The sequence below is a fragment of the Alcaligenes sp. CHO6 genome, from assembly GCF_037120595.1.
In the GTDB taxonomy this organism is placed as follows: Bacteria; Pseudomonadota; Gammaproteobacteria; order Burkholderiales; family Burkholderiaceae_B; genus Alcaligenes; species Alcaligenes ammonioxydans.
Map to the genome: position 1 here is coordinate 650,488 of NZ_JBANCI010000002.1, position 12,867 is coordinate 663,354.

A 12,867-nucleotide genomic window follows, 5' to 3' on the forward strand; every position below is an offset into this window, starting at 1 on the left:
AACCTTGTTTAAGCCGTCAGCTCAACCGCTTTGAAATCGACCGGAACATCCAGCGCATTGTTGATGTAATTGGTGAACAGATTCAAGGCCGTGACACCGACCAGCTCCACCACCTCACCCTCGGAAAAACCTGCGTCGCGCACGGCTTGCACATCCGCCGCCGACACTTGACCCCGCTGATCGACCAGCTTGAGCACAAACTTCAGGGCGGCCGCCGTGCGTGGATCATCAGACTGACCACGTTGGGCCTGGGCCAGAGTCTCCGAGCTCAAACCAGCATTGGCACCGAGCACATTGTGGGCAGCCAGGCAATACTCGCAACGATTGCGGTCAGCAATAGCCACTGCCAGTTGCTCGCCCAGTTTTGCACCCAGCTTGCCACCCGCAAAAGCACCGAAAGACCCCCACATGCTGCGCAAAGCGGCGGGCGAGTTGGACACCATTCGGAACATGGCAGGCACATTGCCGCCAAAAGCCTTTTGAATTTCCTGCAAAGCAGGTTGGCTGGCGGCGGGAGCTTGAGCAACATCAGGCAACGTAAGACGGGACATGGTGATCTCCTGGTGAAGTAGGCCCTGAGGGCCAAAATGAATCTGACAGGGATAGTGTCTCGCCAGAATCAAGATCATTGGATAAGATTAGTCCCGACAACTTATCTTTTCATCCAGAAAGGGATGATTTCATGAATCTGGATCGCCTCTCTCTTTTGCTGGAACAATTCCGTGTCCGGGCCCATTTGTTTTACAACGGCTCCTTATGCGGCATGACCCGCTTTGCGGCTCAGCCCGGGCGGGCCTTTTTGCACATCCTCAGACGGGGTCAGTTGGGGGTGCGTCACGATCCGCGCGATCCAGTGCCGGAAATCCTGACGATTGATCGTCCCAGCCTGCTGTTCTATCCACGTCCGCTGGACCATACTTTCTACGATATGCCCGAGGAGGGCTCGGACTTTACCTGCGCCACCCTGGATTTTGACGGTGGTGAACATCACCCGCTGGCCCGGTCGCTGCCGGACCTGATCATTGTTCCCCTGGAGGAGGCGGCAGGTCTGGAGCAAGCATTGAGCCTGTTATTTGCAGAAACAGAATCAGTACGTTGCGGCCATCGTTTGCTGGCCGATCGTCTGTTTGAAATCGTGCTCTTGCAACTGCTGCGCTGGTTGTTTGACCATCCCGACCGCTGCGATATTCCCGTGGGCCTGTTCCGGGGGCTGTCCCATCCTCCCGTCGCCCGCGCCTTGCTGGCCATCCAGGCCGACCCGGGACGAGACTGGACTGTGCAATCGCTGGCTGAACAAGCCAAGCTCTCGCGCAGCGCGTTTGCCGTCCAGTTCAAGCAGTGGGTGGGTGACACGCCGGCCGACTATCTGGCCCAATGGCGTCTGTCGCTGGCCTGCCAGCGCTTGACCCAGGGCCAGTCCGCCAAACGCATCGCACTGGATCTGGGCTACGCCAATCCCTCGGCCCTGTCACGCCTGTTTCGACAGCGCACCGGTCAATCCATGCGCCAATGGCTGGCTGCCCGCCAGTCAGACTGAACGATCCTGTTCCAGCACCGCAAGAAAATTCTGGAGCGCGGGATTGGTATTGTCGGAAATGTAGGCGCTCATCAGCTCGGCCGCAATATCGGCAGCATCGAGCAAGGGCAGATACACCAGCGTATCCGTGCGCAGCCGAGCCAGGGAGGCCGGCACGATAGCCGGTGCGATCCCCGCCTCCACCATAATCAACACCGTGGGCACCATGCTCTCCTGGACAAAGCGCGGCAGGCAGCCCGAACGCTGCAGCAAACGTTGTTGAAGCAGATGGAAGTAGCGCGATTGCTGACGTGAATAGGCCACCATTTCGTAAGAAAACGCCTGATGTAGCGTCAGCCCCTGGCTATGTTCCTGCGCACGGGGATCATCGCGTCTGAGCACGAACATCATGGGTTCGGACTCCACCAATTGCGGATTCAGATCGGGCACCGCAAAAGAGGGGCGGATCAACGCCACATCCACCCGGCGCTCATACAAGGCGGCAGGCATGTCACTGGAGTTCATCTCGTAAACCTGCATATCCACCTGCGGGAAGTCCTGACGAAACCGGTACAAATGCCGTGATACGCCCGCATAGGCACTGCTGGGCGTCAGGGCGATACGCAACATACCGGTTTCCCCGCGGTGAACCTGCTGCACCGCTTGCAAAGTCTGCTCCATCTCATTGCCGATAAGGCGCAGGCGGCGCTGCAGCTCCGCGCCGGCCGCAGTCAGTTGCACCGTGCGCGTCGTGCGGATGAACAAGGTGGCCCCGACCTGCTCCTCCAGCCTGCGTATGGCCTGACTCAAGGGAGGCTGGGTCATGAACAGACGCTGTGCCGCACGACCAAAGTGCAACTCTTCGGCCAGAACCAAAAACATTTCACTTAATTTGGAGTCCAGCATATGCCCACCAATTAGGTTTTTAAAAAGATTAATAATGACTATTTTTAATATTAGACAACATAATAAGCTCTCTCTACTATCCGTTCTGACTTCTATCAAAAAAACAGGGCCATACTGCACGCCACGGCGAATCTTGGCCCATTGCAGGAGATGAACATGACGGTATTCAAGCATCGTGCCTCATTGCTGGGCGGCCTACTCACACTGACTTTGCTGGGTTCCGGCTCGGCACTGGCCGACGCCCCCTACCCTTCGCAAGCCATTACTTTTGTTGTGCCTTATGCGGCCGGCGGCAGCTCGGACACCCGTTCGCGGATGCTGGCTCAGAAAATGAGCGATAGTCTGGGCGTGACGATTGTGGTGGAGAACAAGCCTGGCGCCAGCGGCAATATCGGCACCAGCATGATTGCCCGTGCCAAGCCCAACGGGTACACCATCGGTCTGGGCAACTTTGGTCCAATGTCCGTGAACAAAGCCCTGTACGGCAGCAACCTGCCCTTTGATCCCGAACAGGATCTGCAGCCCATCGCCCTGATTGAGCGTGGCGCCATGGCTTTGGGTGTAAACAGCAACTCGCCCTACCAGTCGTTGGCCGACCTGGTGAACGACGGCAAGAAGAACCCACAAAAACTGGACTATGCCTCGACCGGAGCGGGCGGCGCCTCGCACCTGCTGACCGAGCAGTTCAAAGCCACGTCGGGTTTTGACGCGGTACACGTTCCTTACCGCGGTGGCGCACCGGCATCCAACGATCTGCTGGCCGGCAATATCTCCTTCTACCTGGAATTGGCCAGCTTGTTCTTGCCGCACATGCAAATCGACAATCCACGTTTGCGCATTCTGGGTGTGACCTCTGAAGAGCGTGTCAAGGCCATGCCTGATGTTCCCACCTTCAAAGAGCAAGGCGTGGATCTGGTCGCCTCCAACTGGTTTGGCGTGATTGCTCCCGCAGGCATTCCAGCCGATGTGCTGGAAAAACTGAATAAAGCCGTCAACGATGCACTGCAAGACCCCGAGTACCGCAAGATTGTGGAATCCCAGGGCGCAGAAGTGGTGGGCGGCACGCCTGCAGAGTTCTCTGCTTTCATCAAGGAAGAAGCAAAGCGCTGGACGGCACTGATCAAGGCACAAAACATCTCGATTCAGTAATTGCTACTCTGCGCTATGACTGCCCATCCCTCTCCTCTCGCTGTGCAGGACCAGTCCATTCAGGCCTGGTCCTGGCTGGCGGACCCGCTTACCTGTATCAGCACCCACCCCGAGGGCCCCTTGGCGGGCCTGAGCTTCGGCGTCAAGGACGTGCTGGATGTGCAAGGCATGCCCACGCGTTACGGGGCCCATTTCCCCGACGCGCTGCCCGCGCAGCATGATGCGGCCTGTGTGGCCGTGCTGCGCCGGGCCGGTGCCATTCCAGTCGGCAAGACCGTGACGGCAGAGTTTGCCTATGCGGCGCCCGGCCCGACCCGTAACCCGCTGAATCTGGAGCACACTCCCGGTGGCTCCTCCAGTGGGTCTGCGGCTGCCGTGGCCGCGGGCATGGTCGATTTCGCTTTGGGAACCCAAACGGGCGGCTCCATGATGCGCCCTGCTGCCTTTACCGGCATTGTCGGCTTCAAACCTAGTTTTGGTGCCATTCATCGCAGCGGTCTTTTCCTGCTATGCGACAGTCTGGACACCATCGGCTACTTCAGCCGCGACTTGTCCGTATTGCGCCGTGTGGCGACGGTTCTGCAAGGTTTGCCCGATGTTAAGATGCCCACCTGTCCCCGCATCGGCGTGCTGGATGGCAAAGATCTGGGCCCAATTACCCCCGCTGCCCTTGCTGCTCTGGAGCAAGGTTGCCTGCACCTGGAACAACAAGGTGCCCAACTGGAGCGTCTGCCCGCGGACCCGCAACTGAAAGAGCTGCTGATCCTGCAAGGCCAGATCATGGCTTACGAAATGGCCCGCAGCCTGCTGCCCGTCTGGCAAGCCAGCCCCAATGCCTTGCGACCCATTACCGTGCAAGCGATCAAGCAAGGCCTGGAATTGCCCCCGGCGGACTACCACGCCTGGCAGGCACGCCGTCGCCAGCTCCAGACAGAATGGCAGGACCGATATGCTCATTTCGATGCCTTGCTAACTCCGGCGGCCCCTGGCCCCGCGCCCTATGGGCTGGACAGCACAGGCTCCTCGATTCTGAACCGCCCGTGGTCCTTGTTAGGCTGGCCGACCTTAAGCCTGCCCGCGCCCGCTCAGGACTCCCCGCTGCCCCTGGGACTGCAACTGATCGGACAAGCCCATCAGGACGCGGCCTTGCTGGATCTGGCCGTACTGCTCAGTCCTGAACAGGCCCACTGAAAAACGCCCTGCCAGGCGGTGTCCCTCCGAAACCGCCCCCGGCAGGGTCAACACGATAAACAGCAACCAGAATCATTAACAAATACTTTAAATAACAACTATTTAGGGGTATTTTGAGTTTTCTCAATTCACGCCTGAATACAAACACCCCAGACCGCCACGCTACGCACTAAGATGGACAGATGTCCCCGGTGCGCTGCGTCGGTACTTTTGCATGGTGCGACTTGCCAGCTCCCGGCCCACCCATCATTCGGAAAAGGCCATGCGTCGCCCTCTATTTCTGCTGCTCTCCACCTTCTTTCTGATCTGGGCTGTACAAGCCTTGTGGCTCTCTCCCTCGCCCCCAGGCGACACGCTGTGGGTAATCCGGCAGGAAGGCATGCTGCTCACCGGCATTCTGGCGCTGGGCACCATGACGGCCATTATGGTCCTGGCCTTACGCCCCCGTCGCCTGGAACCGTGGCTCGGTGGCATGGACAAAGCCTACAAGCTACACAAGTACCTGGGCATCCTGGCGATTTTGCTCAGCCTGGCGCATTGGCTAAGCAAACAATCCAAAGACCTGATAGCCGCCGCCATCGGCACCAGCGGCAAATTGGCCAAAGTGCCCGTCCCCGAATGGGTCAGCCTCTTCAAGCCCTATGCCAAGACGCTGGGGGAATGGACGTTCTACGCGCTGATTGTGATGTTGATCATTACCCTGGCGCACCGCACGATTTCCTATAAAAAATGGTACAGCCTGCATCGGCTAATGCCGGTTGCCTATCTGATTCTGGTCTTTCATGGCGTAGTCTTGACCCCACCTGCCTACTGGAGCGGGATAGGTGGCTGGCTGCTGGCCGTCAGCCTAGTGATCGGAACAGTAGCCGCCAGCATTCAGCTGTTACGCAATCTCAGTTCGGCTTACCCGCACACCGGTACCGTCATTTCCTGTACCCCGCAAGGCGATGTCCTAGAAGTGCAATGCCGCATGGATCAATCCTGGCCGGGTCATCAGGCGGGCCAGTTTGCCTTCCTGCGTTTGAAAGGCGAAACCGAGTCTCACCCCTTCACCCTGTCCGACGCCGATCAGGATGACCAGATTGTGCGTTTTCACATCAAGCAACTGGGCGACTGGACGCGCCGCCTGCCAGAGCGCCTGCATATCGGACAGAACATCGAGCTGGATGGCCCGTATGGCCGTTTCACTCCACCGGGCCGTGACGACAAGGGGATTTATATCTGGGTCGGCGCAGGAGTGGGAGCGACCCCCTTTCTGTCCTGGTTAAGCCAGGAGCATGAGGAGGGCCATGCTCCTTACGCCTATCTGCAATATGCCTGTCAGCACAGTTCCGACCCACTCGCCCAGGCCTTGAGCAACGCCGCCAAAGAGCACCCAGATGTCAAGCTGGATATTTATGCCGATGGCCGCCGCTGGACTCCCCAAGAGGTAGTGCAGCACTATCAGGCGGGCAGACCATTACATATCTGGTTTTGTGGCCCTGCCGGGATGGGCAAGCAGCTGCAGCGGGAGCTCAAGCGTGCCTTGCCCGCTAAGTCCTGGACCTTGCATAAGGAACACTTTCAGTTCCGCTAGAACCGGGCTGGCCACCAGCAAGCTCGTCACACCGGGTTCCGCCTTTCACGGGGGCCCGGCCTGGATTTACAATACGGCATGGACAAATTACGACTGGACAAATGGCTCTGGGCGGCGCGCTTTTACAAAACGCGCAGCCTGGCCAGTGAAGAGATCACTAAAGGACGGGTTTTGCTCAATCAGCAAAGCACCAAGCCGGCCCGCGAGGTATCGGTAGGGGATCTGATTACCCTGCGCAAGGAAACGCCAGCCATGGAAGTTCACGTTCAAGCCTTGAGTGGGGTACGTGGCCCCGCTCCCGTGGCGCGCACTCTCTATCAAGAAACCGAGCAAAGCAGTGCACGACGCGCGCAGGCCGCGGAACAGCGCCGTCTGGCGCCTGAGCCTGCCCTGGATTTTGACGCGGGACGCCCGACTAAAAAAGATCGTCGTCAGATGCAGTTACTGCGGGGTAAATAAGCCACTCACTGCTCATACATCCCGAGAGTTCACCGGCCCTGCCAGGCCTTGCCTGGCAGGGCCTTTTGCATGCACAAGGGCCAAGAGCGCCTAGTGGCGTACATCACCACTCTCCTGCATCTTTTTCCCACCGCGTGCGACTCTCTACACTCCTGAACCTGTCCTTTTGATATATCAGAAATGGCTTTTATATATCAATAAAATCAAGGGTTTACACCATTGCCCACCTATTCTCCAAAACGCTATAAACCTAAAACAATTACATGCAAACGCATTTAAAAAATGTGAGGAGAACGGAGAATGAGAATCACGGCAGTACGCGCAATTCCCTTGAACGTACCTTTTCAGTTCCATAGCGCGGGCATCAAAAAACCCAGCAATCTGGCCATCTGTCATGTGGAAATCGAAACGGATGAAGGCATTACCGGTTATGGCCTGAGTGCCATTACCGAAGAGCACCCCGTGGCCAGCACCATCAACGACATCCTGGCCAGTGATTTGGTCGGACAAGACCCCTTGAACACGGAGCGTCTGTGGGATCGCATGTACTGGAACGTATGCCCTCGCGGCCAGACCGGCTATGCCATGCATGCGATCTCTGCATTGGACATTGCCTTGTGGGATATCAAGGGCAAGGCCCTGGGTTTGCCTGTCTGGAAACTGCTGGGTGGCGCCCGTGAGAAAGTGCCCGCTTATGCCACGTTTGGCTTTGCCTTCCTGAACGAGGAGGAACTGGTCAAGGTCGCCCAGGACTGCGTCAACCAAGGCTTCAAAGGCTTGAAGATGGTCGTGGGCCATCACGGCCTGCAACGCCGAGATGAACCACGCCCCTTAGCCGAGCTGATTCGTCAGGACATGCGCCGCATGAGCCTGGTACGAGAATCCATTCCTGCCGAGATGCCCTTGTATATCGATGGCAACTGTAGTCTGGACTATGTGCACGCCAAGACCATTGCGCGCCACGCCCGTGACCTGGATGTAGGTTTCTTTGAAGAACCCATCACACAAAATGACACCGGGCGTATGCGTGAACTGCGCCAGAGCACGGGCATCACTGTGGCGGCCGGCCAGAACGAAGGCCAGGCCTATCGGTTCCGCGATCTGCTGATGCAGCAGGCGGTGGACATTGTGCAGCCTAACGTACTGATATCCGGCGGTTTTACCCAGTCCCGCAAGATCTTTGCCCTGGCTGAAAGCTTTAATGCTTCGGTAGCCAATGGCGGGGCATTCCCCTCCCACAACGGTCACTTGCACTGCGGCTTGCTCAATGGCGGTGATGTGGAATGGCATCTGGCCGCCAGCGCCATGATGGCCGAGATCTACACCGGCCTGCCCCAGCCCGAACAAGGCTGGCTACACATGCCAGACGCCCCCGGGCTGGGTCTGAGTCCCCGGCAAGATCAGATCGACAAGCTGCGCAGCAACCCTGGCAGCCTGGGCTCCGGCAAAGGCTGAAACCACCGACTACCGAGGAGGTAAAAAAACATGAAACCCTGGTCCCGTGTTGTACTTGCCCTCAGTTTTATCGTCGCTGCCGCACCCCAAAGCTGGGCAGCTCCCCCCGCCTGGGCCGAGCGCCCGGTGCGCTTGATCGTCCCTTCTGCCGCAGGTGGTTCGGGCGACACCCTGGCTCGCCCTCTGGCCGAAGCACTGGGTAATGAAATCGGTCAAACCGTTGTCGTAGAAAATAAAGGTGGTGTCGGTGGTGTGCTGGGTGCCAGCATGGTCGCCAACTCCAGCCCCGCAGACAATCAGCTCTTGTTTGGTGCCGTGCATCACATGATTGCGCCTGCCGTGTTGAAGAACTTCCCCTACGACACCCGCAAAGACTTGAAAGCGGTCACCTTGATTGCTGCCATGCCCAACGTGCTGGTGGTCAATGCCAACTCGCCCTACAAGAGCGTGGATGACCTCTTGGCTGCGGCCAAGCAAGGCGCAGGCGTGAACTATGGCACGAGCGGCGTGGCCACGATGCTGCATTTGATGGCGGGCAAGCTGGAGAAACGCTCTGGCACCACCATGACTGCCGTGCATTACAAAGGCAGCGGCCCGGCCGTCATGGCGCTGATCAGTGGCGATCAGGTGGACTTCATGTTCGAGACCATGCCTTCGGCTGTCGCACAGATCCGCAATGGCCGCTTGCGCGCTCTGGCCGTCTCCAGCCCGGAGCGCGCGGCTGCCCTGCCTGATGTGCCGACGCTCAAAGAACTGGGTATGGATGAGATCACCGCCCAGACCTGGTATGGCATCTTCATGCAGGGTGACGTGCCTGATGCCACGGTACAAGCCGTCGCGGACAGCATTCATCGAGCCTTGGACACTGAGAAGATCAAGGAGATCTGGCAAGGCAACGGGGCCACCCTGCTTACCAATAGCCCTGCCGAGTTCACACAATATGTGGATCAGGAACTGAACTATTGGGCCGATGCTGTCAGTGATCTGGGCCTGAGCGACTTTTAAATTGCTGGACTCAGGCCAGAAAGGAGCTGCCTGGTGCAGCTCCTTTTCTTTGTCCTGGACTGCTTCGCGGTATGCTGTGTGCCTGACGATTGCAGACCATGACCATGACCCGTCCTTTTCATCCCTTTGAGGCGCTTGCCACTCAACTCCTGCCCCATAGCAGCACCAGCCATAACGATGGCTCTCACGACCAGTCACACCTGCAGCGTGTCTGGAAGAATGTCTGTGCGATTCAGGAAAAAGAAGGTGGGGATCTGCGGATTTTGCTGGCAGCAACGGTGCTGCACGACTGCGTTGCGGTAGAAAAGAACTCGCCGCTGCGTTCGCGCGCTTCCACCCTGTCAGCGGAACAGGCACAACACATTCTGGCCAAGATAGGCTGGTCCAGGCAGGACTGCGAGGCCGTGGGCAAGGTTATCCAAAGCCACAGCTTTTCAGCCAACATTAGGCCGGTCAGCCTGGAGGCCCGCATTTTGCAGGACGCCGACCGGCTGGATGCCATTGGTGCCTTAGGGATAGCTCGCTGCTTCTATACCGCCGGGCGCATGGGCTCGGGCCTGTATGATCCCTGCGACCCGCAGGCACAACACCGCCCCCTGGATGACAAGCGCTACGCGCTGGACCACTTTGCGGCCAAGCTGTTGAAACTGGCTGAGGGCTTTCAGACTAAACGAGGACAGGAAATCGCCCGCGAAAGACACGAGCGGATGGAGCAGTTTGTGCAGGATCTGCTGAGGGAGCTGTAAGGCAGCGCGTTTGCCGCGACGTTCTTACAGTTCCGTATATTTCTTGTTCGTCCCGCGCACCTTGTCGGCGGGATACTTCTGCGCATTTTTCGCCAGTTTGCAGGCGACCGCGTCGTTCATGTCCACGCCCAACACGAACGCCAGACGGCTCAAATAGATCTGCACGTCCGCCAGTTCGTCACGCACGGCTTCGGCAGTTTTCGGGTCCCTAGCCACCTCGTGCGATTGCGCTTCTGTCAGCCATTGGAAAATTTCGATCAGTTCGCCCACTTCATTGGTCAAGGCCATGGCCAGGTTTTTAGGGCTGTGAAACTGGTCCCACTCACGCTCGCGCGCAAACTGGGCGACGGCCTCATTCAGACCGGATAAATTCATCAAAGGACGGTTTGAGTCTGTCATTGCGTACTTCACTTAAAAAAATTCAATCCGACCACAGACTCACACAAAGGTGGCCGCCAAGGCAAGTCTGCTCATCGTCGGGCTGCGCTATTCAGACTCATCATTAGACGATCCAGCGCATTGGCAAACTCGCGCCGGTCAGCCTGGCTGAAGGGCGCCGGACCGCCTATGTCCACGCCGGTGCTGCGCAGCTCTTCCATCATGTCGCGCATGGCCAGACGCTCGCCTATGCTATTGACATCCAAACGCTCACCTCTGGGGGTCAGGACCAGAGCCCGACGTTCCAGAACCTGCGCCGCTAACGGGATATCGGCGGTAATCACCAGATCTCCCACACTGGCGTGCTGAACAATATAGTCATCCGCCACATCAAAGCCACGCGCCACCTGCACGGCCCGCAGCCAGGGTGAAGGGGGAGTGCGCAGCATCTGGTTGGCCACCAGGATCACATGGCGACTCCAGCGCTGCCCGGCGCGATACAAAATTTCTTTGATGACGACCGGACAAGCGTCTGCATCTACCCAGATCTGCATAAATTACAGGTCCAAGGCTTGGGCCAGTAGACGATCAATGACCTCATTGGTCGAGACACCTTGCTCGGTAGCGCGAGCGCGCACGGCATCAATAACAGGCTGCGTCAGCTTAACGGGAAAGGACACCAGGCCAGCAGCCTGATCCAGACGACGTTGTTCGCGCCGGTCGGCCACGGCGGAATCAGCTGCAAAGCGTTGTGGCGTGCCCGCCTTTTTTACATTTCCCAGCAATTTGACGGCGCTGAGTTTTTCCATATCGGTGCGTTTCATGGGATTTCTTTATAAGAATGGGCTGAATTGCTCGAAACAAGCGAGCAAGGCGTGGGCAAGGCCCCACGAGCCGGCATGGCTGGCATACTGCGCAGCTTGTGGATAAATGTCCAGACTTTTTATGTATATGTCTGGCAAATACCAGCATGAAGCCACTCCAGAGCCAGGCCTATTGAACAAGAGCCTACTGACATCGCCGTCGCGAAAAGACGGGATTGCGCTTGCCAAAACAGTTCAAGCCCTGCCCAGCATACACAGGCGCAGCAGGCGCAAAAAAACCCGCTGAAGCGGGTTTTTCTGGCCTGATCGTATCAGTCCTGACGTGCAGTCACTTCTACCAGATGGTAGCCGAACTGGGTCTTGACGGGGCCTTGCACAACGCCCACGGGGGCGCTGAACACAACCTGATCGAACTCGGGCACCATTTGGCCACGACCAAAAGTTCCCAGCTCACCGCCCATGCGGGCCGATGGGCAGCTGGAATTGTCCTTGGCCACCTGAGCGAAGTCAGAACCACCTTCGATAGCGGCTTTCAGTTCATTCGCTTTCTCTTCGGTGCTGACCAGAATGTGGCGTGCGGAGGCTTGTGCCATGGTGTACTCCTTTTTTAGAAAATCGTTTGAGCTTAACCCAGAACCATGCCGGAAGCGAAGTCTCCGGCATGGCTTTATACGGGCTGTTTCAATTTCAGACTCAGGCAGCCTGCTTGCGCTTGTAGGCCGCAATACCGTGACCCAACGCGACAATCAGCAAGGCACCAGCCACTTCCGCAGCCAGCTTGATGGTGGTGCTAGGCTCGCCGAAGTACTCGATGTATTTAACGTCCGTCACCAGCATGCCGCCGGCAATCCAGCCCAGCAACGCGGCGCCCAGCGTTACCACAATGGGGAAACGGTCGATCAGCTTCAGAACCAGTGTGCTGCCCCAGATAATGATGGGCACGCTCACCACCAGACCAAAGACCACCAGACCAATCTGATGATCCGGGTCAGCCGTCTGAGCGGCACCCGCAATCGCGATCACGTTATCCAGACTCATCACAAAGTCCGCGATAATAATGGTCTTGATGGCCTTCCACAAGGTTGCCCCCCCTTCCACATTGCCGTGACCATCTTCCTCGGGGATCAGCAGCTTGACGCCAATCCAGACCAGCAACAAGGCACCCACCACTTTCAGGAATGGAACGGACAGCAAGGTCAGAGCAAACGCGATCAGGACAACGCGCAGACCAATCGCCCCTGCCGTTCCCCACAAAATACCTTTTACGCGCTGCTGTGCAGGCAAGTTGCGACATGCCAGGGCAATCACCACAGCATTATCGCCTCCCAGCAATATATCGATCAGGATGATCTGAAATACCGCCGCCCAACTCATTGTCTGCAAAAATTCAATCATTTATAAGACCGCCTTTTCATATTGTTTAATTGAAACCCGACGACCATCTTGCATGACTGTACAACGAGAAAATGACCGCTGTTGTACAAAACAAAAATGGCCTGATCCATTAAGGACACAGGCCATCTTTTTTGAGGATGCACCTTGCCCATGAATGGCAAGGTCTCGCTTGCAACCCTAAGGCTGCCCGGGCACCGGGAATCGGTGAAAAACACAAATTGCCGTGATGACGATGCGCCGGAAAGTAAGCTACTCCCCCTGATAGTT

The 12,867-nt window shown here is 57.6% G+C and carries 15 protein-coding genes; 8 read left to right on the forward strand and 7 right to left on the reverse strand.

Annotated features, from left to right (window positions below):
* Window positions 1–8: 8 nt before the first annotated feature.
* Window positions 9–551, reverse strand: a complete 543-nt coding sequence (locus tag V6936_RS10985; RefSeq protein WP_003803967.1) for a carboxymuconolactone decarboxylase family protein — start codon at window positions 549–551, stop codon at window positions 9–11.
* Between the two features lie 131 nt (window positions 552–682).
* On the opposite strand from V6936_RS10985, the gene V6936_RS10990 reads away from it, so the two are divergent.
* Entirely contained in the window at window positions 683–1,537 is an 855-nt protein-coding gene (locus tag V6936_RS10990; protein WP_003803969.1) for an AraC family transcriptional regulator, read from the forward strand.
* Here V6936_RS10990 and V6936_RS10995 read toward each other — a convergent pair.
* Complete coding sequence (locus tag V6936_RS10995) at window positions 1,529–2,422, reverse strand: LysR substrate-binding domain-containing protein (RefSeq protein WP_003803971.1); 894 nt, start codon at window positions 2,420–2,422, stop codon at window positions 1,529–1,531. The two genes, V6936_RS10990 and V6936_RS10995, sit on opposite strands and share 9 nt — an antisense overlap.
* A 156-nt stretch (window positions 2,423–2,578) precedes the next feature.
* Between V6936_RS10995 and V6936_RS11000 the strand changes: the two genes are divergently transcribed.
* The 7 genes from V6936_RS11000 (at window position 2,579) to V6936_RS11030 (ending at window position 10,003) form a co-directional block, all read left to right on the forward strand.
* Window positions 2,579–3,571: a Bug family tripartite tricarboxylate transporter substrate binding protein gene (locus tag V6936_RS11000; protein ID WP_003803973.1), complete on the forward strand. Its 993-nt coding sequence runs from the start codon at window positions 2,579–2,581 to the stop codon at window positions 3,569–3,571.
* Between the two features lie 15 nt (window positions 3,572–3,586).
* Complete coding sequence (locus V6936_RS11005) at window positions 3,587–4,762, forward strand: amidase (protein ID WP_336579855.1); 1,176 nt, start codon at window positions 3,587–3,589, stop codon at window positions 4,760–4,762.
* A gap of 262 nt (window positions 4,763–5,024) precedes the next feature.
* Entirely contained in the window at window positions 5,025–6,338 is a 1,314-nt protein-coding gene (locus V6936_RS11010) for a ferredoxin reductase family protein (protein WP_336579856.1), read from the forward strand.
* 78 nt (window positions 6,339–6,416) lie between these two features.
* On the forward strand, window positions 6,417–6,797 hold the full coding sequence (locus tag V6936_RS11015) for an RNA-binding S4 domain-containing protein (RefSeq protein WP_003803980.1): 381 nt from the start codon (window positions 6,417–6,419) through the stop codon (window positions 6,795–6,797).
* A 300-nt stretch (window positions 6,798–7,097) separates the two neighbouring features.
* The gene (locus tag V6936_RS11020; RefSeq protein ID WP_131071254.1) at window positions 7,098–8,252 is read left to right on the forward strand and encodes a mandelate racemase/muconate lactonizing enzyme family protein; all 1,155 of its coding nucleotides are present in this window, start codon (window positions 7,098–7,100) and stop codon (window positions 8,250–8,252) included.
* Window positions 8,253–8,282: 30 nt separating this feature from the next.
* Window positions 8,283–9,257, forward strand: a complete 975-nt coding sequence (locus V6936_RS11025) for a Bug family tripartite tricarboxylate transporter substrate binding protein (protein WP_003803983.1) — start codon at window positions 8,283–8,285, stop codon at window positions 9,255–9,257.
* A 104-nt stretch (window positions 9,258–9,361) separates the two neighbouring features.
* Window positions 9,362–10,003 (forward strand): HD domain-containing protein, encoded by a 642-nt coding sequence (locus tag V6936_RS11030; RefSeq protein WP_301606578.1) that lies wholly within the window; start codon window positions 9,362–9,364, stop codon window positions 10,001–10,003.
* 24 nt (window positions 10,004–10,027) lie between these two features.
* Here V6936_RS11030 and V6936_RS11035 read toward each other — a convergent pair whose 3' ends face one another.
* From V6936_RS11035 to V6936_RS11055, 5 genes are all read right to left on the reverse strand, one after another.
* Window positions 10,028–10,402 (reverse strand): nucleotide pyrophosphohydrolase, encoded by a 375-nt coding sequence (locus V6936_RS11035; RefSeq protein ID WP_003803988.1) that lies wholly within the window; start codon window positions 10,400–10,402, stop codon window positions 10,028–10,030.
* 71 nt (window positions 10,403–10,473) lie between these two features.
* A complete protein-coding gene (locus V6936_RS11040; protein ID WP_003803990.1) occupies window positions 10,474–10,935 on the reverse strand; it encodes a YaiI/YqxD family protein in 462 nt (153 codons plus the stop codon).
* A gap of 3 nt (window positions 10,936–10,938) precedes the next feature.
* Window positions 10,939–11,205, reverse strand: a complete 267-nt coding sequence (locus V6936_RS11045) for a hypothetical protein (protein WP_003803991.1) — start codon at window positions 11,203–11,205, stop codon at window positions 10,939–10,941.
* Window positions 11,206–11,516: 311 nt separating this feature from the next.
* Window positions 11,517–11,798, reverse strand: coding sequence for a peptidylprolyl isomerase (locus V6936_RS17380; protein ID WP_003803993.1), 282 nt, complete (start codon window positions 11,796–11,798; stop codon window positions 11,517–11,519).
* Window positions 11,799–11,898: 100 nt separating this feature from the next.
* A complete protein-coding gene (locus tag V6936_RS11055) occupies window positions 11,899–12,600 on the reverse strand; it encodes a TerC family protein (RefSeq protein ID WP_059318540.1) in 702 nt (233 codons plus the stop codon).
* Window positions 12,601–12,867 lie beyond the last annotated feature (267 nt).

Bases quoted from the DNA above. Each gene is read 5' to 3' on its own strand.
- V6936_RS11025 (WP_003803983.1), top strand. From the start codon at position 8,283: ATGAAACCCTGGTCCCGTGTTGTACTTGCCCTCAGTTTTATCGTCGCT.
- V6936_RS10990 (WP_003803969.1), top strand. From the start codon at position 683: ATGAATCTGGATCGCCTCTCTCTTTTGCTGGAACAATTCCGTGTCCGG.
- V6936_RS10995 (WP_003803971.1), bottom strand. From the start codon at position 2,422: ATGCTGGACTCCAAATTAAGTGAAATGTTTTTGGTTCTGGCCGAAGAG.
- V6936_RS11015 (WP_003803980.1), top strand. From the start codon at position 6,417: ATGGACAAATTACGACTGGACAAATGGCTCTGGGCGGCGCGCTTTTAC.
- V6936_RS11010 (WP_336579856.1), top strand. From the start codon at position 5,025: ATGCGTCGCCCTCTATTTCTGCTGCTCTCCACCTTCTTTCTGATCTGG.
- V6936_RS11000 (WP_003803973.1), top strand. From the start codon at position 2,579: ATGACGGTATTCAAGCATCGTGCCTCATTGCTGGGCGGCCTACTCACA.
- V6936_RS11020 (WP_131071254.1), top strand. From the start codon at position 7,098: ATGAGAATCACGGCAGTACGCGCAATTCCCTTGAACGTACCTTTTCAG.
- V6936_RS11045 (WP_003803991.1), bottom strand. From the start codon at position 11,205: ATGAAACGCACCGATATGGAAAAACTCAGCGCCGTCAAATTGCTGGGA.
- V6936_RS11030 (WP_301606578.1), top strand. From the start codon at position 9,362: ATGACCCGTCCTTTTCATCCCTTTGAGGCGCTTGCCACTCAACTCCTG.
- V6936_RS11055 (WP_059318540.1), bottom strand. From the start codon at position 12,600: ATGATTGAATTTTTGCAGACAATGAGTTGGGCGGCGGTATTTCAGATC.
- V6936_RS11035 (WP_003803988.1), bottom strand. From the start codon at position 10,402: ATGACAGACTCAAACCGTCCTTTGATGAATTTATCCGGTCTGAATGAG.
- V6936_RS11040 (WP_003803990.1), bottom strand. From the start codon at position 10,935: ATGCAGATCTGGGTAGATGCAGACGCTTGTCCGGTCGTCATCAAAGAA.
- V6936_RS10985 (WP_003803967.1), bottom strand. From the start codon at position 551: ATGTCCCGTCTTACGTTGCCTGATGTTGCTCAAGCTCCCGCCGCCAGC.
- V6936_RS17380 (WP_003803993.1), bottom strand. From the start codon at position 11,798: ATGGCACAAGCCTCCGCACGCCACATTCTGGTCAGCACCGAAGAGAAA.
- V6936_RS11005 (WP_336579855.1), top strand. From the start codon at position 3,587: ATGACTGCCCATCCCTCTCCTCTCGCTGTGCAGGACCAGTCCATTCAG.